This window comes from Pseudomonas sp. YuFO20 (assembly GCF_035064975.1).
Lineage (GTDB): Bacteria > Pseudomonadota > Gammaproteobacteria > Pseudomonadales > Pseudomonadaceae > Aquipseudomonas > Aquipseudomonas putida_AE.
The window spans coordinates 21,124-42,593 of the sequence record NZ_JAXDEO010000049.1; the positions used below are offsets into that span (position 1 = coordinate 21,124).

Sequence of the window (21,470 nt, forward strand, 5' to 3'; positions counted from 1 at the left end):
CGATTGTAGTCCTCTCGGGGAATTGCTCCTAGAGGGATGTCGGGTACTTGTAGGAGCGAGCTTGCTCGCGATGAACCTGAGAGCAACGCGTACATCCAGGAAGCACGCGTTATCGTTGACGTCCATCGCGAGCAAGCTCGCTCCTACAAGGAGGAACTCAGCCCTCGACCGGCGGAATATGCCCAAACATCTCCTGCACGAACGCTACCCGCTCTTCGACGGTTTCGGTCACACCCCGGGCCTTCAACTCTTCCAGCCGCGCCTCGACCGCGTGGGTGCGCAACGTCAGGCCGCAATCGTTGGCGATCTGGATGTTCAGCCCCGGCCGGGCGTTGAGCTCGAGGATCAGCGGGCCTTTCTCCTGGTCCAGCACCATGTCGACACCGATGTAACCCAGCCCGCACAGCTCATAGCAGCCTGCGGCGAGTTTCATGAAGCCGTCCCAGTAGGGCAGTTGCACGCCGTCCACCGCGTTGGTGGTGTCCGGGTGCTTGGCGATGATGTTGTTCAGCCAGGTGCCGCGCAGGGTCAGGCCAGTGGCCAGGTCGACACCTACGCCGATGGCGCCCTGGTGCAGGTTGGCCTTGCCGCCCGACTGGCGGGTGGGCAAGCGCAGCATGGCCATCACCGGGTAGCCCATCAGCACGATGATGCGGATGTCCGGCACGCCTTCATAGCTGATGCTCTTGAAGATCTGGTCCGGAATCACCCGGTATTCGATCAGTGCCCGGTCGCGATGCCCGCCAAGGGAGTACAGCCCGGTCAGAATGCTCGAGACATGGTGCTCGATCTCTTCGTGGCTGATGATCTTGCCGGACACCGTGCGATAACGGCCCTCGAAGCGGTCGGCGATGACGATGATGCCGTCGCCGCCCGCGCCCTGGGCCGGCTTGATCACGAAATCGTTGCGCCCGTCGATGATCTCGTCGAGCTTGTCGATTTCCTTCTCGGTGGAGATCACCCCGTACAGCTGCGGCACGTGGATGCCGGCGGCAATCGCCCGTTCCTTGGTGATGATCTTGTCATCGACGATCGGGTACAGGCTGCGCTTGTTGTACTTGAGCACGTAGTCCGCGTTACGCCGGTTGATGCCCATGATGCCCCGGGCTTCCAGGGCTTTCCAGGTCTTCCAGAAGCCGAACATCAGGCGTCAGCCTTCTTCAGGAAGGCCTTGAAGCGCACCAACTCGGTCAGGCGGTAGCCGCGATAGCGACCCATGGCCAGCATGAAGCCCACCAGGATCAGCAGGATCGCCGGGAAGGTGAATACGAAGTACACCAGTTCCGGCACGCTCATGATCAGGTGCGCCAGGGAGGCCGCGAACAGGGTCCCGATCGCGACTTTCATGGCATGGCTGGCGCCGCGTTCTTCCCAGGTGATCGACAGGCGTTCGATGGTCATGGTCAGGATCACCATCGGGAACAACGCCACCGACAGTCCGCGCTCCAGGCCGAGCTTGTGGCTGAACAGGCTGATGGCCGCGATCAACACCACCACGAACGTCAGTACCACCGACAGCCTCGGCAGCATTTGCAGCTTCAGGTGTTCAAGGTAGGAGCGCAGCGACAGCCCCAGCGCCGTGATGATGGTAAACAGCACGATGCCGAAGCCGAGCTGGGTTTCGCGGAAGGCCAGGGCGATCAGCACCGGGGTAAAGGTGCCGAGGGTCTGCAGGCCGATCAGGTTGCGCAGGATCAGGATCACCAGCACGCCGATCGGGATCATCACCATGATCATGAAGGTCTGCTGGGTTTGCAGCGGCAGGCCGTACAGCGAGTATTCGAGGAAGTTGGCGTCGGTATTTTCGTCGGTCAGCTTGGCCAGGCGAATGGCGTTCATTTCGCTGTTGTTCATGCTGAAGGTCACAGTGGCCTTCTTGCCGCCGTCGACGGTGATCAGGTTTTCGTCGCCGGTCCACCACAGCAGGCGGTCGGTCGGCAGGCCCTGTTCGCCGGTTTCCGGGTTGAAGTACAGCCAGTCGGTGCCGTTGAAGCTGCGCAGCCAGAGTTCCGGGGTTTGCGGCTGGTCGGCCACCAGGCGAATGGTATGGACCTTTTCCACCGGCACGTGGGCGATGGACAGCAGCAGTTCGACGATCTTCGCCTTGTGCGCCGGTGTCGGGTCGCCGGCCAGGAGCATCTTGGCATTGTCGTCGTTGCTGTTGTTGACCCGCTTGATCGCTTCGCTGATGAAGGTCTCGACGTCGGCCGAGTGCTGGCGAATCGGCGCCAGCAGCGCTTCGGCGGCGAGTTTCTCAGGGCCTTCCAGGGCAATGCTGTCGCGGAAGGTCGGCCCCTTGATCTTGGCTTTTTCGGCGGTGTAGCGCTTGGTCAGCACCAGGCGGTAATAAAGGGTCTGGTTGCCTTTGGCCCGGCGCGCCGACCAGGTGACCTTGCGGTTGCCGTCGACCCGGTTCACGGCCACGCCGTAGTTATTGGAGATGAAGCTTTCGTTGAGGCTCACGTAATCGCGGCTCAGCGGCGGCACGAACATCTGGATCTTGACCGGATCCTTGGCACTGGCGACGAACTCGACCTTGGCGTCGATGTTCCACAAGTCGTCGGTGGCGTCTTCGGTCACGGGAATGCCGAGTACGAAAATCTGGTAGGCCGTGACTGAAATGCCCAACACCACCAGGATGGCGATCAGCATTTTCAGATGAAGGGTAAGAGAGCGCATTTGAATTACTCGGCGGTATGAGCGTCGGTGGCGCAGGCGGGTTTGCCGGCAGCGTATTTAAGACTGGGGTCGACCAGCGCATCGAAGCGTTTGAGCGCTTCGGAGCCGATCAGGAGCGGGTATTGGAACGCGCTTCGGTCGGTCAGGTTCACTTCTATGCTGCGTAAAGCTGAACCCATGCAGATATCCAGCTCGATCACCGGACGGGCGGTGTACTTCTTGCCCTCTTCCGGATCGTAGTCACCAGCCCGGCGCTTGATCTTGCTGACACGGGCCAGCGGTCGTTCGATCGGGTGCGAATGGGCGGCGTCGATGGCCAGGTAGAAACGTACCCAGGACTCGCCATTGCGTTTGAAACGCTTGATGTCGCGGGCACTCAGGGACGCGGTTTTCGCGCCGGTATCGAGTTTGGCAGCCACTTCCAGGTCGATACCGCCCAGGGATGCGTATTCGTTGAGGCCATAGACGGTCTTTTCCCCCGCCACGGCAAAACCTGGCAGGCAAAGACAATAAAGGAGTGTGGAGAAGGGCTTGAGTCTCATAAATCCTGGTGCGCAGCGGTGCGTATTTCGGTTCAAGGCCCTGGCATCACTGCGCAAGCTCCCTCGTAGGCCTATCAGCTATTCATGACAAGCCGTGCAGATGTGACAGACAAATGCGGGCGGCATTCTAGCACGGTGGGTTTATGGCGCCACCGGTGGGGGGCGGCTATAAACAGAGGGCCCTGCTTGGTTATGGTGCAGTCGGTTATTAGACGATTGTCGACAATATCGAATTATCCTTTGACTGGAGCGCCTGTTTTGGTTAGTTTTTGCGGCACTGGCTTTCAAGGTGTCGACAATATGTTGGATCAACTGGATCCCCCGCTCATCGTTCAGGACGACTCGGAAACGCTTTCCGAGAACGTCTTCCGGCGTATTCAGGCGGCCATCGTCAAGGGCGATATTGCCCCCGGCAGCAAAATCTCCGAGCCGGAGCTGGCCCGGACCTACGGCATCAGCCGCGGCCCGCTACGCGAGGCCATCCACCGTCTGGAAGGCCAGCGCCTGCTGGTGCGCGTGCCGCACGTCGGGGCGCGGGTGGTGTCGCTCGATCATGCCGAGTTGATCGAGCTCTACGAAATCCGCGAATCCCTTGAAGGCATGGCCTGTCGTCTGGCCGCCGAACGCATGAGCGTCGAAGAAATCGACGAACTGCGTCGCGTCCTCGAAACCCACGAGCGCGACGAGGCCTTCCAGGCCGGTCGCGGCTATTACCAGCAGGAAGGCGATTTCGACTTCCACTACCGGATTATCCAGGGCAGCGGTAACCGCACCCTGACGCAAATGCTCTGCGGCGAGCTGTATCAACTGGTGCGCATGTACCGCATGAAGTTTTCCAGCACGCCCAATCGCCCACACCAGGCGTTCGCCGAGCACCACCGAATTCTCGATGCCATCGCCGACCGTGACGGTGAACTGGCCGAGTTGTTGATGCGCCGTCACATCGGCGCCTCCAAACGCAACATCGCCCGTCATTACCAGGACGGCGCCAACCCGACAGCCAAACGAGGTGAGTCATGAGTTTGAACAAGAGCACTCCAGGCCAGCGTTTCCGCGATGCGGTCGCCAGCGAGCATCCACTGCAAGTGGTCGGCGCGATCAACGCCAACCACGCGCTGCTGGCCAAGCGCGCCGGTTTCAAGGCGATCTACCTGTCCGGTGGCGGGGTGGCTGCTGGCTCCCTCGGCCTGCCGGACCTGGGCATCACCGGCCTGGATGACGTGCTGACCGACGTGCGCCGTATCACCGACGTTTGCGACCTGCCGCTGCTGGTGGACGTGGACACCGGTTTCGGTTCCTCGGCCTTCAACGTGGCCCGTACCGTGAAGTCGATGATCAAGTTCGGCGCGGCGGCGATTCACATCGAAGACCAGGTTGGCGCCAAGCGTTGCGGTCACCGTCCTAATAAAGAGATCGTGACCCAGCAGGAAATGGTCGATCGCATCAAGGCGGCGGTCGATGCCCGTACCGATGACAGCTTCGTGATCATGGCCCGTACCGACGCCCTGGCGGTGGAAGGCCTGGAATCTGCTCTGGATCGCGCCGCTGCGTGCATCGAAGCTGGCGCCGACATGATTTTCCCGGAAGCCATCACCGAACTGGACATGTACAAGTTGTTCGCCAACCGTGTGAAAGCGCCGATCCTGGCCAACATCACTGAATTCGGCGCGACGCCGCTGTACACCACCGAGCAGCTTGCTGGAGCGGATGTATCGCTGGTGCTGTACCCGCTGTCGGCCTTCCGCGCCATGAACAAGGCCGCGGAAAACGTCTACACCGCGCTACGCCGCGATGGCACGCAGGCGAATGTCATCGACACCATGCAGACCCGCATGGAGCTTTACGATCGCATCGACTACCACACCTTCGAGCAGAAGCTCGATGCGTTGTTTGCTGCGAAGAAATGAAGATCAAAAGATCGCTTTCCCCTGTAGGAGCTGTCGAGTGAAACGAGGCTGCGATCTTTTCGGCAACACCCAAAAGACCTGATGAATCACAATTTGCCGATTCCCTGACAAATTCAAAAATATTGGAGGCAGAAATGGCCGAAGCAAAAGTACTCAGTGGCGCCGGGCTCCGTGGCCAGGTAGCCGGGCAAACCGCACTGTCCACCGTGGGCCAGTCGGGTGCCGGTCTGACCTATCGTGGTTATGACGTTCGTGAACTGGCGGCTGACGCACAGTTCGAAGAAGTCGCCTACCTGCTGCTGTACGGCGAGCTGCCGAGCAAGGCGCAACTGAATGCCTACATCACCAAGCTGAGCAAGCTGCGTGACCTGCCGCAAGCGCTGAAAGAAGTGCTGGAACGCATCCCCGCCGACGCCCACCCGATGGACGTGATGCGCACAGGCTGCTCGTTCCTGGGCAACCTGGAGCCGGAGAACGACTTCTCCGAGCAGCACGACAAGACTGACCGCCTGCTGGCTGCTTTCCCGGCGATCATGACCTACTGGTACCGCTTCAGCCACGAAGGCAAGCGCATCGAATGCGTGAGCGACGAGCAGTCCATCGGTGGTCATTTCCTGCACCTGCTGCACGGCAAGAAGCCGAGCGAGCTGCACGTCAAGGTGATGAACGTTTCGCTGATCCTCTACGCGGAGCACGAATTCAACGCCTCGACCTTCACTGCCCGTGTTTGCGCGTCGACCCTGTCTGACTTGTACTCGTGCATCACCGCGGCCATCGGCTCGCTGCGTGGCCCGTTGCACGGCGGCGCCAACGAAGCGGCGATGGAAATGATCGAGCGCTTCTCGTCGCCGGAAGACGCGATCAAGGGCACCCTCGGCATGCTCGAGCGCAAGGACAAGATCATGGGCTTCGGTCACGCGATCTATAAGGACAACGATCCGCGTAACGAAGTGATCAAGGCCTGGTCGAAAAAACTTGCCGACGAAGTGGGGGACACGGTGTTGTTCCCGGTTTCCGAAGCCATCGACAAGACCATGTGGGAGCAGAAGAAGCTGTTCCCGAACGCCGACTTCTACCATGCCTCGGCGTACCACTTCATGGGCATCCCGACCAAGTTGTTCACACCGATCTTCGTCTGCTCGCGCCTGACCGGCTGGGCGGCCCACGTGTACGAACAACGTGCCAACAACCGCATCATCCGCCCGAGCGCCGAGTACACCGGCGTCGAACAGCGCAAGTTCGTGCCAATCGAACAACGCTGAATGGTGGGAATGCCTGCCCAGGTCACTGAATGAACCGGTGACCCTGTAGGAGCTGGCTTGCCAGCGAAGGCGGTTTGTCATTCAACATTGTTGTTGCTGACCCACCGCATTCGCCGGCAAGCCGGCTCCTACAGAGGTCTGTGTTCAATTCGGGAGCTGTGCCAGGCCCCACCCTTTGTAACTACCGTGACCCGAGTCCTGACGATGAACACTGAATTCCGTAAAACGCTGCCCGGCAGCCACCTGGATTACTTCGACGTCCGCGCGGCGGTCGAGGCCATCCAGCCCGGCGCCTATGACACCCTGCCGTACACCTCCCGCGTGCTGGCGGAAAACCTGGTGCGTCGCTGCGACCCGGCCACGCTGACCGAATCCCTCAAGCAATTCATCGAACGCAAGCGCGACCTCGACTTCCCGTGGTTCCCGGCCCGTGTGGTGTGCCACGACATTCTCGGCCAGACCGCACTGGTCGACCTCGCCGGCCTGCGTGACGCCATCGCCCTGCAAGGCGGCGATCCAGCGCAAGTGAACCCGGTGGTACCGACGCAACTGATCGTCGACCACTCCCTGGCCGTCGAGCGCGGTGGTTTCGATCCGGAGGCGTTCGAGAAGAACCGCGCCATCGAAGACCGTCGCAACGAAGACCGTTTCCACTTCATCAACTGGACCAAGAAGGCGTTCAAGAACGTCGACGTGATCCCGCCGGGCAACGGCATCATGCACCAGATCAACCTGGAGAAAATGTCTCCGGTGATCCAGGTACGTGACGGCGTAGCCTTCCCTGACACCTGCGTCGGCACCGACAGCCACACCCCGCACGTCGATGCGCTGGGCGTGATCGCCATCGGCGTTGGCGGCCTGGAAGCCGAAAGCGTGATGCTCGGCCGCGCCTCCTGGATGCGCCTGCCGGAAAGCGTTGGCGTTGAACTGACTGGCAAGCTGCAACCGGGCATCACCGCCACCGACATGGTGCTGGCGCTAACCGAGTTCCTGCGCAAGCAGAAAGTCGTGGGTGCATGGCTGGAGTTCTTCGGTGAAGGCGCCGCGGCGCTGACCCTGGGCGACCGCGCAACCATCTCCAACATGGCTCCGGAATACGGCGCCACCGCGGCGATGTTCTACATCGACCAGCAGACCATCGACTACCTCAAGCTCACCGGTCGTGAAGACGAGCAGGTGCAGTTGGTCGAGAACTACGCCAAGACCACCGGCCTGTGGGCTGACAGCCTCAAAGGCGCGCAATACGAGCGCGGCCTGACCTTTGACCTGTCTTCGGTAGTGCGCAACATGGCCGGCCCGAGCAACCCGCACGCCCGTGTCGCGGTATCGGACCTGGCTGCCAAAGGCATCTCCGGTCAGTGGGACGATGTGCCGGGGCAAATGCCGGACGGCGCGGTGATCATCGCCGCCATCACCAGCTGCACCAACACCAGCAACCCGCGCAACGTGATCGCCGCCGGCCTGCTGGCACGCAACGCCAACAAGCTCGGCCTGACCCGCAAGCCTTGGGTCAAGTCGTCCCTGGCACCGGGCTCGAAAACCGTCGCCCTGTACCTCGACGAAGCCGGCCTGACCGATGAGCTGGAACAGCTCGGTTTCGGCGTCGTGGCCTTCGCCTGCACCACCTGCAACGGCATGTCCGGTGCGCTGGACCCAGTGATCCAGCAAGAGATCATCGACCGTGACCTGTACGCCACGGCTGTGTTGTCCGGCAACCGTAACTTCGACGGCCGGATCCACCCGTACGCCAAGCAGGCTTTCCTCGCTTCGCCGCCGCTGGTCGTCGCTTACGCGATCGCCGGTACCATCCGTTTCGATATCGAGAAGGATGTGCTGGGCGTCGTCGACGGCAAGGAAATCCGCCTGAAAGACATCTGGCCGAGCGACGAAGAAATCGACGCCGTAGTGAAAGCCTCGGTGAAGCCGGAGCAGTTCCGCCAGGTCTACATCCCGATGTTCGCCATTCACGAAGACACCGGCCCGAAAGTCGCGCCGCTGTACGACTGGCGCGAGATGAGCACCTACATCCGCCGTCCGCCGTACTGGGAAGGCGCACTGGCCGGCGCGCGTCCGCTCAAGGGCATGCGCCCGCTGGCGGTACTGCCGGACAACATCACCACCGACCACCTGTCGCCATCCAACGCGATCATGCTCGACAGCGCCGCCGGCGAATACCTGGCAAAAATGGGCCTGCCGGAGGAGGACTTCAACTCCTACGCGACTCACCGCGGTGACCACCTGACCGCGCAGCGCGCAACCTTCGCCAACCCGAAACTGTTCAACGAAATGGTTCTGGAAAACGGCAAGGTCAAGCAGGGCTCCCTCGCTCGCGTCGAGCCGGAAGGCAAAGTGATGCGCATGTGGGAAGCGATCGAGACCTACATGGATCGCAAGCAGCCGCTGATCATCATCGCCGGCGCCGACTACGGTCAGGGTTCGTCCCGCGACTGGGCAGCGAAGGGCGTGCGTCTGGCCGGTGTCGAAGCGATTGCCGCCGAAGGTTTCGAGCGTATCCACCGCACCAACCTGGTGGGCATGGGCGTGTTGCCGCTGGAGTTCAAGCCGGGCACCAACCGTCACACCCTGGCCATCGACGGCAGCGAAACCTACGACGTGATCGGCGACCGCACCCCGCGTGCCGAGCTGACGCTGGTGATCCATCGCAAGAACGGCGAGCGCGTCGATGTGCCGGTGACCTGCCGCCTCGACACCGCTGAAGAAGTGTCGATCTACGAGGCTGGCGGCGTGTTGCAACGCTTCGCCCAGGACTTCCTCGAAGAATCGGCGGTAGCCGTCTAACACACGCAGCACAGACACGGGACCTTGAGTCCCGTGTCTGCTTTCAGATCAGGAGTAACGAGCACCATGGCTCACGCAGCTCAGATTAAAATTCCAGCCACCTACATGCGTGGCGGCACCAGCAAAGGCGTGTTCTTCAGCCTGAAGGACTTGCCCGAGGCCGCACAGGTTCCAGGCCCGGCCCGCGATGCCTTGTTGCTGCGCGTGATCGGCAGCCCCGACCCGTACGACAAGCAGATCGACGGCATGGGCGGCGCGACGTCCAGCACCAGCAAGACCGTGATCCTGTCGAAAAGCATCAAGGCCGATCACGACGTCGATTACCTGTTCGGTCAGGTGTCGATCGACAAGCCGTTCGTCGACTGGAGCGGCAACTGCGGCAACCTGACCGCGGCGGTCGGTTCGTTCGCCATCAGCAACGGCCTGGTGGACGCCAGCCGCATCCCGCACAACGGCATTGCCGTGGTGCGCGTGTGGCAGGCCAACATCGGCAAGACCATCATCGCCCACGTGCCGATCACCAACGGCGAAGTGCAGGAAACCGGCGATTTCGAACTCGACGGCGTGACCTTTCCGGCGGCGGAAGTGCAGGTCGAATTCCTCGACCCGGCAGCGGAAGAAGAGGGCGGTGGCGGTTCGATGTTCCCTACCGGCAACCTGGTCGATGACCTGGAAGTGCCGGGCGTCGGGACCTTCAAGGCAACCATGATCAACGCCGGTATCCCGACCATTTTCGTCAATGCCGAAGACATCGGCTACAAGGGCACCGAATTGCAAGGCGCGATCAACGGCGATCCGAAAGCGTTGCTGATGTTCGAAACCATCCGTGCCTACGGGGCACTGCGCATGGGCCTGATATCCAACGTCGACGAAGCAGCCAAGCGCCAGCACACGCCGAAAGTGGCATTCGTGGCCAAGCCGGCGGAGTACGTGTCGTCCAGCGGCAAGACGGTTGCGGCGGGGGATGTCGACCTGCTGGTACGCGCACTGTCCATGGGCAAGCTGCACCACGCGATGATGGGCACGGCGGCAGTGGCGATCGGCACGGCAGCAGCGATTTCCGGCACCCTGGTCAACCTCGCGGCGGGCGGCGTCGAACGCAACGCGGTGCGCTTCGGTCATCCGTCGGGCACCTTGCGCGTTGGCGCCGAAGCCAGCCAGGTCAACGGCGAATGGACCGTGAACAAGGCCATCATGAGCCGCAGTGCACGGGTGTTGATGGAAGGTTACGTCCGCGTGCCGGGCGATTCGTTCTAAAACCTGGCACCGACCCCATGTGGGAGCGGGCTTGCTCGCGAATACGGACTGCCATTCAACATTGATGTCGAATGACACACCGCTTTCGCGAGCAAGCCCGCTCCCACACTTGGATCGTATTTTAAACAAAAATGGCGTCACCCACCGAGATTGATCCCTGAACCGAGGTCCCATCAACGAACCATGTGCAGAGTGAATCGAACATGAGCGCCAACGTTGACCTCAACAACCGCCCCGACTACGACCAGGTCCTGCAGGACATTGCCGATTACGTACTGAACTACAAAATCGACTCCCTGGAAGCCCTCGACACCGCCCGCAACTGCCTGATGGACACCCTCGGCTGCGGCCTGCTGGCCTTGCGTTTTCCCGAGTGCACCAAGCACCTGGGGCCTATGGTCGAAGGCACCGTCGTGCCGTTCGGCGCCCGCGTGCCTGGCACCAGTTACCGACTCGACCCGGTCAAGGCGGCGTGGGACATCGGCTGCATCGTGCGTTGGCTCGACTACAACGACACCTGGCTCGCCGCTGAATGGGGTCATCCGTCGGATAACCTCGGTGGCATTCTCGCCGTGGCTGACCATCTGTCGCAAAAGCGCCTGGCCAATGGCGAAGCGCCGCTGACCGTGCGCACGGTGCTTGAAGCGATGATCATGGCCCATGAGATCCAGGGCGTGATCGCGTTGGAAAACTCGTTCAACCGTGTCGGCCTCGATCACGTCATTCTGGTGAAAGTCGCTTCCACCGCCGTCACCGCCAAGCTCATGGGCGCCAACCGCGAGCAGTTGCTCTCGGCGTTGTCCCATGCGTTCGCTGACGGCCAGGCATTGCGAACCTATCGCCATGCACCGAATGCCGGCTCGCGAAAATCCTGGGCGGCGGGGGATGCGTCCAGCCGAGGTGTGCGCCTGGCGGACATCGCCCTGCGTGGCGAGATGGGCATTCCAGGCGTGTTGAGTGCCAAACAATGGGGTTTTTACGACGTGCTGTTCAGTCACACCAACAACGACCTGGCGCTCAAGCCGCAAGACCAGCGTGGTTTCAGCTTCTCGCGGCCATACGGCAGTCATGTGATGGAAAACGTGCTGTTCAAGATCAGTTTTCCCGCCGAGTTCCACGCACAGACGGCCTGTGAGGCTGCGGTGACCCTGCACCCGCTAGTGCGCAATCGCCTGCATGAAATCGACCGGATCGTCATCACCACCCAACAATCGGCGATCCGCATCATTTCCAAGGTCGGTCCGCTGGCCAATGCCGCTGACCGCGATCACTGCATCCAGTACATGACCGCGGTGCCACTGGCGTTCGGCAACCTGGTCGCCGAGTACTACGAAGATGATTTTCACAAGGCGCATCCGATCATCGATGTGCTGCGCGACAAGATGGTCATTGTCGAAGATCCGCGCTTCACCCGCGAATACCTGGAGGCCGACAAGCGCTCGATCGCCAATGCCGTCCAGGTGTTTTTCAAGGATGGGTCCAGCACCGAGAACGTGGTGGTGGAGTATCCGATCGGTCATCGTCGGCGGCGTGCCGAGGGCATTCCATTGTTGGAGGACAAGTTCAGGGCGAACCTGCTGACGCGATTCACCGGGCAGCGCAGTAAGGAGATTTTTGATCTGTGCAAGGATCAGGCAGCGCTTGAAGCGACGCCTGTTAATCGGTTTTTGGATTTGTTTGTTATCTAGGCGACCGCGTCATCGTTCTTCGCGAGCAAGCCCGCTCCCACATTTGACCGCGTCGTGGGAATGGTATGCGGTCCAATGTGGGAGCGGGCTTGCTCGCGAAGGCGGCGGGACAGGCGCTACAAACTACTTGAAGCGCCGCTCCACACCTTTCTCCACAAGAATCTTCGCGGAGATCTCTTCCACGGAAAAATGCGTGGAGTTGATGTTCGGAATGTTCTCGCGGCGGAACAGGTTTTCCACCTCGCGCACTTCGAATTCGCACTGGGCGTAGCTCGAATAGCGGCTGTTGGGCTTGCGCTCGTTGCGGATCGCGGTGAGGCGGTCCGGGTCGATGGTCAGGCCAAACAGCTTGTGCTGGTGGGCACGCAGGGCGCTGGGCAGTTGCAGGCGCTCCATGTCGTCTTCGGTCAGCGGGTAGTTGGCCGCGCGGATGCCGAATTGCATGGCCATGTACAGGCAGGTCGGGGTCTTGCCGCAGCGCGATACGCCGACCAGGATCAGGTCGGCCTTGTCGTAATAATGCGTGCGGGCACCGTCGTCGTTGTCGAGGGCGAAGTTCACCGCCTCGATACGCTCCATGTAATTGGTGTTGGCACCGATAGAGTGGGATTTGCCCACGGTATAGGAAGAATGCTCGGTCAGTTCCTGTTCAAGGGGCGCCAGGAAGGTCGAGAAAATGTCGATCATGAAACCATTGGAAGTCGCGAGGATCTCACGAATGTCCTGATTGACGATGGTATCGAAGATAATCGGACGGAAGCCGTCGGTTTCGGCGGCTTTGTTGATTTGTTGTACCATGGCCCGCGCTTTGTCCACGTTGTCGATGTACGGCCGCGTGACTTTGCTGAAGGTAATGTTTTCGAACTGCGCCAAAAGGCTTTGGCCGAGGGTTTCGGCGGTAATGCCCGTGCCATCGGAGATAAAGAAAGCAGATCGTTTCATTTGCACCTTGGGCCTTAAGCTAGTGACGAATCTTGGATATGATAGGCGCGATTTGCCGGCCGCCAATGGCCCGCATTCTCACTTATTTTCCAGGTCCAGGCCATACAACTGGCAAACGCTCCCTTGAGCCGCCGGTTTCTGAGCTTTTCCAACACAGTTAGTGGAGAGATCACCTTGGTAGAGTACGTAGTTTCCCTCGACAAGCTCGGCAAAGACGACGTTGAGCACGTGGGGGGCAAGAACGCATCCCTGGGCGAGATGATCAGCAATCTTGCGGGTGCCGGTGTATCGGTGCCCGGTGGCTTCGCCACGACCGCTCAGGCTTATCGTGATTTCCTCGAACTGAGCGGCCTGAACGATCAGATCCATGCCGCCCTCGACGCCCTGGACGTCGACGATGTCAATGCCTTGGCCAAGACCGGTGCCCAGATCCGCCAATGGATCATGGAAGCCGAGTTCCCGGAAAAACTGAATGCCGAAATCCGCACCGCGTTCGCCACGCTGTCCGCCGGCAACCCTGACATGGCCGTGGCCGTGCGCTCTTCCGCTACCGCCGAAGACCTGCCGGATGCTTCCTTCGCCGGCCAGCAGGAAACCTTCCTGAACATCCGTGGCGTCGAAAACGTCATTCGCGCCGCCAAAGAGGTGTTCGCTTCCCTGTTCAACGACCGCGCCATTTCCTACCGCGTGCACCAGGGCTTCGACCACAAGCTGGTCGCCCTGTCGGCCGGTGTGCAGCGCATGGTCCGCTCCGAAACCGGCACTGCCGGCGTGATGTTCACCCTCGACACCGAGTCGGGTTTCCGTGACGTGGTGTTCATCACCGGCGCCTACGGCCTGGGTGAAACCGTCGTACAAGGCGCGGTGAACCCGGATGAGTTCTACGTCCACAAAGGCACGCTGGCCGCCGGTCGCCCTGCGATCCTGCGCCGCAACCTGGGCAGCAAAGCCATCAAGATGATCTACGGCGACGAAGCCAAGGCCGGTCGTTCGGTCAAGACCGTCGACGTCGACAAGGCCGAACGCGCGCGTTTCTGCCTGACCGACGCCGAAGTCAGCGAGTTGGCCAAGCAGGCGATGATCATCGAGAAGCACTACAAGTGCCCGATGGACATCGAATGGGCCAAGGACGGTGACGACGGCAAGCTGTACATCGTGCAGGCCCGTCCGGAAACCGTGAAGAGCCGCACCCAGGCCAACGTCATGGAACGTTACCTGTTGAAAGAGACCGGCACCGTGCTGGTCGAAGGCCGTGCCATTGGCCAGCGCATCGGCGCCGGCAAGGTCCGCATCATCAAGGACGTGTCCGAGATGGACAAGGTCCAGCCAGGCGACGTACTGGTGTCCGACATGACCGACCCCGACTGGGAACCGGTCATGAAGCGCGCCAGCGCCATCGTCACCAACCGTGGCGGCCGTACCTGCCACGCGGCGATCATCGCCCGTGAGCTGGGCATCCCGGCCGTGGTCGGTTGCGGCAACGCCACCCAGCTGTTGAAAGACGGCCAGGGCGTGACCGTTTCCTGCGCTGAAGGCGACACCGGTTTCATCTTCGAAGGCGAACTGGGCTTCGACATCAAGAAGAACTCCGTGGACGCCATGCCGGACCTGCCGTTCAAGATCATGATGAACGTCGGCAACCCGGACCGCGCCTTCGACTTCGCCCAGCTGCCGAACGCCGGTGTGGGCCTGGCCCGCCTGGAATTCATCATCAACCGCATGATTGGTGTGCACCCCAAAGCGCTGTTGAACTATGACGGTCTGCCGCAGGACATCAAGGAAAGCGTCGACAAGCGCATCGCCGGTTACAACGATCCGGTCGACTTCTACGTCGACAAGCTGGTCGAGGGCATCAGCACCCTGGCTGCAGCGTTCACGCCGAAAAAGGTCATCGTGCGCCTGTCGGACTTCAAGTCCAACGAATACGCCAACCTGATCGGCGGCAAGCTCTACGAGCCGGAAGAAGAAAACCCGATGCTGGGCTTCCGCGGCGCTTCGCGTTACATCAGCGAATCGTTCCGTGACTGCTTCGAACTCGAGTGCCGTGCCCTCAAGCGCGTGCGCAACGAGATGGGCCTGACCAACGTCGAAATCATGGTGCCGTTCGTCCGTACCCTGGGCGAAGCCAGCCAGGTGATCGATCTGCTGGCCGAAAACGGCCTGGCCCGTGGCGACAACGGTCTGCGCATCATCATGATGTGCGAACTGCCGTCCAACGCGATCCTGGCGGAAGAGTTCCTCGAGTTCTTCGACGGCTTCTCCATCGGCTCCAACGACCTGACCCAGCTGACATTGGGCCTGGACCGTGACTCCGGGATCATCGCGCACCTGTTCGACGAGCGTAACCCGGCGGTGAAGAAGCTGCTGGCCAACGCCATTGCCGCCTGCAACAAGGCTGGCAAGTACATCGGCATCTGCGGCCAGGGTCCTTCGGACCACCCGGACCTGGCCAAGTGGCTGATGGAGCAGGGCATCGAAAGCGTTTCGTTGAACCCCGATTCCGTTCTGGAAACCTGGTTCTTCCTGGCTGAGGGTCAGGCGCAGGCCTGATCCGGTGTGAACGGGCCGCTCTCTCTCTGTAGGAGCGAGCTCGCTCGCGATGGACGTCAACGATGACTCGCTTATCCTGGATAAACGTGGTGTCCTGAAGTTCTTCGCGAGCAAGCTCGCTCCTACAGGGGGGCGGTCTGTTTTGAGATTTCAAGTAGGGCGGGCTCCTCCGGATGCCGCCCTTTTTTGTGCAAGAGATTATGCAAAGCAGCAGCAACCTGTTTCCTGTCGCCCTGATCAGCGCCGAGCGGCGCGGCGATCTGAGCGAAGATGTCTACCGGCTGAAACCCGGTAACAGCCCCGACGGCACCGTAGAGCTGGCGGTGACGCGCCTCGGCATGGCTGATGAACCGGCGTCCCGTGGCGTGCCGGTGATCCTGTTGCACGGCAGTTTTTCCAATCGACGTTTCTGGTTCTCCCCCAAGGGGCTGGGCCTGGGTGCCTATCTGACGCGCCTGGGGTTCGATGTCTGGATCGCGGAAATGCGCGGTCACGGCCTGTCCCAGCGCAACCAGAACTATCGCAAGAACCGTGTTGCCGACTACGCGCGATACGATCTGCCCGCCATTGGCGCCTTCGTGCGCGAGCAGAGCGGCCAGGTCCCGCACTGGATCGGCCATTCGCTGGGTGGCATTACCCTGGCGGCCGCGCTGGGGGGTGAATACATTGGCGAACCCGTGGTCGCTTCCGCGGCGTTTTTTGGCACGCAAGTCAGCCGCACCTACTGGCCGCTGAAGATTCCACCGGTGGAATGGAGCGGTCGTTTCATCCTCAAGCGCTTTGCCCAGCTGTCCGGTTCACGGCTCAAGCGTGGCCCGGAGGACGAGCCGATCGGCCTGGCCCTGGAAAGCATGCGCTGGTACGGTCTGTTCGGGCGCTTTGGCGACGCCGACAAGGACTGGTGGGCGGGGCTGGCCGAGGTCAAGGTGCCAGTGCTGGCGGTGAGCGCCGCAGGCGATCATCAGGACCCGGCCTGGGCGTGTCGCAAGTTGTTTGATCAGCTGGGTTCCGAGCACAAGCAATTTATCAACCTGGGACGCGAGCAGGGTTTTGCCGATAATTTCGGTCATGTGGAAATGTTGGTCAGCAAGGCCGCCCAGGCTGAAGTCTGGCCCCTGGTAGCGCGCTGGTTGACGGATCAGCACAGGCCATTGCTCGGTGATCAAGCGGATTTGGCCGCGGCGATCTAAGCTGGACGCTCTATCAAGGGCATTTCGCTCTGGTCGGCATGCGGCTAAGATATGACGCATTGAGCTGTTCCGGTCATTTTCCGTGACTGAATCAGTAGTGATGTTCGTGCTTTCTTCCTCTTTACAGGAGTTTCTCGATGAACCATTACCTCACGCCTGACCTGTGCGACGCCTATCCGGAGCTGGTGCAGGTGTTGGAACCGATGTTCAGCAATTTCGGTGGCCGGGATTCCTTCGGCGGCGAGATCGTGACCATCAAGTGCTTCGAAGACAACTCGCTGGTCAAGGAGCAAGCCGAGCTCAAGGGTAATGGCAAGGTGTTGGTAGTCGATGGCGGCGGCTCTCTGCGCCGTGCATTGCTGGGCGACATGATCGCCGAGAAAGCCGCGAAAAACGGCTGGGAAGGGCTGGTGATCTACGGTTGCATCCGCGATGTCGACGTCATCGCGCAAACCGACCTGGGGGTCCAGGCATTGGCCAGCCACCCGATGAAGACCGACAAGCGCGGCATTGGCGACCTGAACGTTGCCGTGACCTTCGCCGGCGTGACCTTCCATCCTGGCCACTACATCTATGCGGACAACAATGGCGTGATCGTCTCGCCCAGCCCGCTGAAGATGCCTGAGTAATTTTTTGAGCCAAGGAATGCGGATGTTCGAGGAAGAAAACGCGCAATGGGGGCTGGTACATGCCCTGGTGCTGGACGGTAAAGGCGGTGCGCGTTCGATAGCCCGGACAGAACTCGACGAATTGCAGCTGCAGGCTCACGAAAGCCTGTGGCTGCACTGGGATCGCAGTCACCCGCAGACCCAGACCTGGCTGCGCAAGTCCAGTGGCCTGAGTGAGTTCAGCTGCGACCTCTTGCTGGAAGAAAACACCCGTCCGCGTCTTCTCGCGCTTTCGGACAGCGAACTGTTGCTGTTTTTACGCGGGGTCAACCTCAATCCGGGGGCTGAGCCTGAAGACATGGTGTCGGTGCGGATCTTCGCCTCCGCCCAGCGGGTGATTTCCCTGCGCTTGCGTCCGTTGCGCGCCACCGAAGAACTGCTGGTGCAGCTGGAGGAGGGCAAGGGGCCGAAAACCGCCTCCGAACTCATTCTCTACATGGCCCAGTACCTCACCAACAAGGTGCAGGACCTGGTCAGCTGCCTCTCGGAAGTGGTCGATGAGGAAGAAGAAAAGCTGGATTCCGACGAACGGTACACGCCCGAGCACGGCGCCGTTTTACAGATCCGTCGCCGGGCCGCTGCGTTGAAGCGCTTTCTCGCTCCGCAACGGGACATTTTTGGTCAACTGACGCGGATCAAGCTGCCCTGGTTCGTCGAGGATGACGGCGATTACTGGAACGAATTGAACAACAGCCTGACCCGCTATCTGGAAGAGCTTGAATTGACGCGGGAGCGGGTGGGGCTGGTCCTGGAGGCTGAAGACCGACGATTGAGCGTGCGCATGAACCGCACGATGTATCGCTTCGGCATCATCACCGGGATATTTTTGCCAATGAGTTTTCTCACCGGTCTTCTGGGGATCAACGTCGGTGGCATTCCATTTTCAGAAAGCCCCTATGGCTTCCTCGTCGCCTGCCTGCTGATGATCTCGGTGGCGCTTGGGCAGTGGTGGTTATTCCGACGTTTGCGCTGGGTTTGAAAATGCGCCATGTGACCCGGGCAAATTTGACCGCGTCTTTCACAGACATCACGAGAGGTGCGTATGCACGATCCGTTTGAACAGTCTTTGCGCGACATGCTCAATGCATCACCGTCCACCCGGGACGACGATGCGTGCCTGGGACGTGTCCTGAAAACCGCCAATCGCCAGGTTGGCGCCGGTGATTTGTTCAGCCTGCTGGGCCGCTGGCTGCCCGCCCTGATGATCGCCCTCAATAACGGCTCGGCCCATGTCACGCCGGTCTCCCGACTTCGTAAACCTACCGCTCGCACTGCTGATAAGGCTGATTGAATATGGAACTTGATCTCTGGACACAGAGCCTCGTCACTGCAATGACTGCGTTATGGACCAAGGTCGCGAACTTCATTCCGAACCTGTTTGGCGCACTGGTTGTGCTCCTGCTAGGGTTTGTCGTGGCCAAGCTGCTGGACACCCTGCTGTCCAAATTGCTCGCCAAACTGGGTCTGGATCGCCTGATGGGCGGTACCGGTTTGACCAAGTTGATGTCCCGCGCCGGGCTTCAAGTCCCCATCTCGACGCTGATCGGCAAAATCGTCTATTGGTTCGTTCTGCTTATTTTTCTGGTTTCTGCCGCAGAATCCCTTGGACTTGAGAGAGTTTCAGCTACGCTGGATATGCTTGCGTTGTATTTGCCGAAAGTATTCGGCGCGGCGCTGGTGCTGCTGGTGGGTGTCCTGCTGGCGCAACTGGCCAATGGCCTGGTGCGCGGTGCGGCAGAAGGCGTAGGACTGGACTACGCTTCCGGACTTGGGAGAATTGCCCAGGGCCTGGTGATCATCATCAGTATCTCGGTCGCGATCAGTCAGTTGGAGGTCAAGACTGACCTGCTCAACCACGTGATCGTGATCGTATTGATAACCGTTGGTCTGGCGGTTGCGCTGGCCATGGGGCTGGGAAGCCGGGAAATTGCCGGTCAGATTCTTGCGGGAATCTATGTGCGTGAGTTGTACCAGGTTGGGCAACAAGTGCGAGTTGGAGAGGTCGAAGGGCAGATCGAAGAGATCGGCACGGTTAAAACCACATTGCTGACCGATGAGGGTGAGCTAGTCTCTCTTTCCAATCGGATCCTCCTCGAGCAGCATGTGAGTAGCCGCTAACCCGGCAAACCCTGCTAATGTATGCCGCCGTAAAATGCCGCCTGATGCTGGCTGCGGCGGACATTGACCTGACTGTCGGCACGACTTGTTTTGAATAAAGCCCAATCGCTATCCATGCGCTACGACCCCCGCGAGCTCTCTGATGAGGAGTTGGTCGCGCGCTCGCATACCGAGCTGTTTCACGTGACGCGCGCTTATGAAGAGCTGATGCGGCGTTACCAACGAACATTATTTAACGTCTGTGCAAGGTATCTCGGGAACGATCGCGACGCTGATGATGTCTGTCAGGAGGTCATGTTGAAGGTGCTGTATGGCCTGAAGAACTTCGAGGGCAAATCGAAGTTCAAGACATGGCTATATAGCATCACGTACAACGAGTGCATTACGCAGTATCGAAAGGAAAGGCGAAAGCGTCGATTGATGGACGCATTGAGTCTTGACCCCCTCGAGGAAGCGTCCGAAGAAAAGGCGCCGAAACCCGAGGAGAAGGGTGGACTTGATCGTTGGTTAGTGTATGTGAACCCGATTGACCGCGAAATTTTGGTGCTACGATTTGTCGCAGAGCTGGAGTTTCAGGAGATCGCAGACATCATGCACATGGGCTTGAGCGCAACAAAAATGCGGTACAAACGCGCTCTAGATAAATTGCGTGAGAAATTTGCAGGCATTGCTGAAACTTAGTTCAGCGCAAATATCTCTTACGTGTAGGCAAGTTCTGATAGACTTGCTGCCGAGTTGTCCCCCGGTTTGCGGGACTGCTTCACAATCACCAGATGGGGATTTAACGGATGAAACTGAAAAACACCTTGGGCTTGGCCATTGGTTCTCTTATTGCCGCCACTTCGTTCGGCGCTCTGGCACAGGGCCAAGGCGCAGTTGAAATCGAAGGCTACGCAAAGAAGCAGTATTTCGATAGCGACCGTAACTTCAAGAACGACGGTATCCTGCCGGGCGGTTCGATCGGTTACTTCCTGACTGACGACGTTGAACTGCGTCTGTCCTACGACGAAGTCCACAACGCCGTTACCGATGATGGCCAGAACGTGAAGGGCTCGAACGCAGCTCTGGACGGCCTGTACCACTTCAACAACCCAGGCGACATGGTTCGTCCGTACCTCTCCGGCGGTTTCTCCCACCAGAGCATCGACCAGAACGGTTCGGGCGGTCGTAACCACTCCACCTTCGCCAACGTTGGCGGCGGTGCCAAGCTGTACTTCACCGAGAACTTCTACGCCCGTGCTGGCGTTGAAGCTCAATACAACATCGACCAGGGCAACACCGAGTGGGCTCCTAGCGTCGGTATCGGTGTGAACTTCGGTGGCGGCTCCAAACCAGCTCCTGCTCCAGTTCCAGCTCCAGAAGTTTGCTCCGACAGCGACAACGATGGCGTTTGCGACAACGTTGACAAGTGCCCGGACACCCCAGCCAACGTAACTGTTGACGCTGACGGCTGCCCAGCAGTTGCTGAAGTTGTTCGTGTTGAGCTGGACGTGAAATTCGACTTCGACAAGTCGGTAGTCAAGCCTAACAGCTACGGCGACATCAAGAACCTGGCTGACTTCATGAAGCAGTACCCATCCACCAGCACCACTGTTGAAGGTCACACTGACTCCGTCGGTCCTGACGCTTACAACCAGAAACTGTCCGAGCGTCGTGCAAACGCCGTTAAGCAGGTTCTGACCAACCAGTACGGTGTTGAATCGTCCCGCGTTCAGTCTGTTGGCTACGGCGAATCCCGCCCAGTTGCTGACAACGCTACTGACGCTGGCCGTGCTGTAAACCGTCGCGTAGAAGCGCAGGTTGAAGCTCAAGCTAAGTAATTAGCTCGCAGCTACGAGAAAAGCCCGGCTCAGGCCGGGCTTTTCTTT

The 21,470-nt window shown here is 60.1% G+C and carries 18 protein-coding genes; 14 read left to right on the forward strand and 4 right to left on the reverse strand.

From position 1 onward, the window contains the following. Positions 1-157 precede the first annotated feature (157 nt). Genes SOP85_RS23875 through rloA form a run of 3 tightly spaced genes read right to left on the reverse strand, consistent with a single transcriptional unit; the run spans position 158 to position 3,221 of the window. The gene (locus tag SOP85_RS23875) at positions 158-1,144 is read right to left on the reverse strand and encodes an alpha-L-glutamate ligase-like protein (RefSeq protein WP_274073168.1); all 987 of its coding nucleotides are present in this window, start codon (positions 1,142-1,144) and stop codon (positions 158-160) included. Then, positions 1,144-2,679, reverse strand: a complete 1,536-nt coding sequence (gene rloB / locus SOP85_RS23880) for an osmotic stress tolerance membrane protein RloB (protein WP_274073169.1) — start codon at positions 2,677-2,679, stop codon at positions 1,144-1,146. Before rloB ends, SOP85_RS23875 begins: the two co-directional genes overlap by 1 nt. A gap of 5 nt (positions 2,680-2,684) precedes the next feature. Further along, a complete protein-coding gene (gene rloA / locus SOP85_RS23885) occupies positions 2,685-3,221 on the reverse strand; it encodes a retropepsin-like aspartic peptidase RloA (RefSeq protein WP_046816176.1) in 537 nt (178 codons plus the stop codon). Between the two features lie 303 nt (positions 3,222-3,524). On the opposite strand from rloA, the gene SOP85_RS23890 reads away from it, so the two are divergent. The 6 genes from SOP85_RS23890 (at position 3,525) to prpD (ending at position 12,134) form a co-directional block, all read left to right on the forward strand. Then, a complete protein-coding gene (locus tag SOP85_RS23890) occupies positions 3,525-4,241 on the forward strand; it encodes a GntR family transcriptional regulator (RefSeq protein WP_172668661.1) in 717 nt (238 codons plus the stop codon). After that, a complete protein-coding gene (gene prpB, locus SOP85_RS23895) occupies positions 4,238-5,128 on the forward strand; it encodes a methylisocitrate lyase (RefSeq protein WP_274073170.1) in 891 nt (296 codons plus the stop codon). The genes SOP85_RS23890 and prpB overlap by 4 nt, the downstream gene beginning before the upstream one ends. A 134-nt stretch (positions 5,129-5,262) precedes the next feature. Next, on the forward strand, positions 5,263-6,390 hold the full coding sequence (prpC, locus tag SOP85_RS23900) for a bifunctional 2-methylcitrate synthase/citrate synthase (RefSeq protein ID WP_274073171.1): 1,128 nt from the start codon (positions 5,263-5,265) through the stop codon (positions 6,388-6,390). A 204-nt stretch (positions 6,391-6,594) separates the two neighbouring features. After that, on the forward strand, positions 6,595-9,189 hold the full coding sequence (gene acnD, locus SOP85_RS23905; RefSeq protein WP_274073172.1) for a Fe/S-dependent 2-methylisocitrate dehydratase AcnD: 2,595 nt from the start codon (positions 6,595-6,597) through the stop codon (positions 9,187-9,189). A 66-nt stretch (positions 9,190-9,255) separates the two neighbouring features. Next, positions 9,256-10,446, forward strand: coding sequence for a 2-methylaconitate cis-trans isomerase PrpF (prpF, locus tag SOP85_RS23910; RefSeq protein ID WP_274073173.1), 1,191 nt, complete (start codon positions 9,256-9,258; stop codon positions 10,444-10,446). A 203-nt stretch (positions 10,447-10,649) separates the two neighbouring features. Continuing rightward, complete coding sequence (prpD, locus tag SOP85_RS23915) at positions 10,650-12,134, forward strand: 2-methylcitrate dehydratase (RefSeq protein ID WP_323628425.1); 1,485 nt, start codon at positions 10,650-10,652, stop codon at positions 12,132-12,134. 123 nt (positions 12,135-12,257) lie between these two features. Here the strand turns inward: prpD and ppsR are convergent, their stop codons facing one another. Further along, entirely contained in the window at positions 12,258-13,076 is an 819-nt protein-coding gene (ppsR, locus tag SOP85_RS23920) for a posphoenolpyruvate synthetase regulatory kinase/phosphorylase PpsR (RefSeq protein WP_008048584.1), read from the reverse strand. A 174-nt stretch (positions 13,077-13,250) separates the two neighbouring features. Here ppsR and ppsA point away from each other — a divergent pair, with 174 nt between their 5' ends. The 8 genes from ppsA to SOP85_RS23960 all read left to right on the forward strand — a co-directional run bounded on the left by ppsA (position 13,251) and on the right by SOP85_RS23960 (position 21,422). Continuing rightward, positions 13,251-15,626 carry a phosphoenolpyruvate synthase gene (gene ppsA / locus SOP85_RS23925; RefSeq protein WP_274073175.1) on the forward strand — a complete coding sequence of 792 codons (2,376 nt, stop codon included), beginning with the start codon at positions 13,251-13,253 and terminating at the stop codon, positions 15,624-15,626. A 200-nt stretch (positions 15,627-15,826) separates the two neighbouring features. Next, positions 15,827-16,816, forward strand: a complete 990-nt coding sequence (locus SOP85_RS23930; RefSeq protein WP_274073176.1) for an alpha/beta fold hydrolase — start codon at positions 15,827-15,829, stop codon at positions 16,814-16,816. A gap of 137 nt (positions 16,817-16,953) precedes the next feature. After that, the gene (rraA, locus tag SOP85_RS23935; RefSeq protein ID WP_008061717.1) at positions 16,954-17,445 is read left to right on the forward strand and encodes a ribonuclease E activity regulator RraA; all 492 of its coding nucleotides are present in this window, start codon (positions 16,954-16,956) and stop codon (positions 17,443-17,445) included. Between the two features lie 22 nt (positions 17,446-17,467). Then, positions 17,468-18,463 carry a zinc transporter ZntB gene (locus SOP85_RS23940; RefSeq protein WP_274073177.1) on the forward strand — a complete coding sequence of 332 codons (996 nt, stop codon included), beginning with the start codon at positions 17,468-17,470 and terminating at the stop codon, positions 18,461-18,463. Between the two features lie 63 nt (positions 18,464-18,526). Then, positions 18,527-18,775 (forward strand): CrfX protein, encoded by a 249-nt coding sequence (locus SOP85_RS23945; RefSeq protein WP_274073178.1) that lies wholly within the window; start codon positions 18,527-18,529, stop codon positions 18,773-18,775. Between the two features lie 2 nt (positions 18,776-18,777). Then, the gene (locus tag SOP85_RS23950) at positions 18,778-19,602 is read left to right on the forward strand and encodes a mechanosensitive ion channel family protein (RefSeq protein ID WP_007916401.1); all 825 of its coding nucleotides are present in this window, start codon (positions 18,778-18,780) and stop codon (positions 19,600-19,602) included. Between the two features lie 90 nt (positions 19,603-19,692). Then, positions 19,693-20,283: an RNA polymerase sigma factor SigX gene (sigX, locus tag SOP85_RS23955; protein WP_075949123.1), complete on the forward strand. Its 591-nt coding sequence runs from the start codon at positions 19,693-19,695 to the stop codon at positions 20,281-20,283. Positions 20,284-20,390: 107 nt separating this feature from the next. Continuing rightward, positions 20,391-21,422 carry an OmpA family protein gene (locus SOP85_RS23960; RefSeq protein ID WP_323607088.1) on the forward strand — a complete coding sequence of 344 codons (1,032 nt, stop codon included), beginning with the start codon at positions 20,391-20,393 and terminating at the stop codon, positions 21,420-21,422. The last annotated feature ends 48 nt before the right edge of the window (positions 21,423-21,470 follow it).

What these genes read in the sequence shown, in the direction of transcription:
- SOP85_RS23875 (WP_274073168.1), bottom strand. Translation starts at nt 1,144, where the DNA reads ATGTTCGGCTTCTGGAAGACCTGGAAAGCCCTGGAAGCCCGGGGCATC.
- rloB (WP_274073169.1), bottom strand. Translation starts at nt 2,679, where the DNA reads ATGCGCTCTCTTACCCTTCATCTGAAAATGCTGATCGCCATCCTGGTG.
- rloA (WP_046816176.1), bottom strand. Translation starts at nt 3,221, where the DNA reads ATGAGACTCAAGCCCTTCTCCACACTCCTTTATTGTCTTTGCCTGCCA.
- prpB (WP_274073170.1), top strand. Translation starts at nt 4,238, where the DNA reads ATGAGTTTGAACAAGAGCACTCCAGGCCAGCGTTTCCGCGATGCGGTC.
- prpC (WP_274073171.1), top strand. Translation starts at nt 5,263, where the DNA reads ATGGCCGAAGCAAAAGTACTCAGTGGCGCCGGGCTCCGTGGCCAGGTA.
- acnD (WP_274073172.1), top strand. Translation starts at nt 6,595, where the DNA reads ATGAACACTGAATTCCGTAAAACGCTGCCCGGCAGCCACCTGGATTAC.
- prpF (WP_274073173.1), top strand. Translation starts at nt 9,256, where the DNA reads ATGGCTCACGCAGCTCAGATTAAAATTCCAGCCACCTACATGCGTGGC.
- prpD (WP_323628425.1), top strand. Translation starts at nt 10,650, where the DNA reads ATGAGCGCCAACGTTGACCTCAACAACCGCCCCGACTACGACCAGGTC.
- ppsR (WP_008048584.1), bottom strand. Translation starts at nt 13,076, where the DNA reads ATGAAACGATCTGCTTTCTTTATCTCCGATGGCACGGGCATTACCGCC.
- SOP85_RS23930 (WP_274073176.1), top strand. Translation starts at nt 15,827, where the DNA reads ATGCAAAGCAGCAGCAACCTGTTTCCTGTCGCCCTGATCAGCGCCGAG.
- rraA (WP_008061717.1), top strand. Translation starts at nt 16,954, where the DNA reads ATGAACCATTACCTCACGCCTGACCTGTGCGACGCCTATCCGGAGCTG.
- SOP85_RS23940 (WP_274073177.1), top strand. Translation starts at nt 17,468, where the DNA reads ATGTTCGAGGAAGAAAACGCGCAATGGGGGCTGGTACATGCCCTGGTG.
- SOP85_RS23945 (WP_274073178.1), top strand. Translation starts at nt 18,527, where the DNA reads ATGCACGATCCGTTTGAACAGTCTTTGCGCGACATGCTCAATGCATCA.
- SOP85_RS23950 (WP_007916401.1), top strand. Translation starts at nt 18,778, where the DNA reads ATGGAACTTGATCTCTGGACACAGAGCCTCGTCACTGCAATGACTGCG.
- SOP85_RS23960 (WP_323607088.1), top strand. Translation starts at nt 20,391, where the DNA reads ATGAAACTGAAAAACACCTTGGGCTTGGCCATTGGTTCTCTTATTGCC.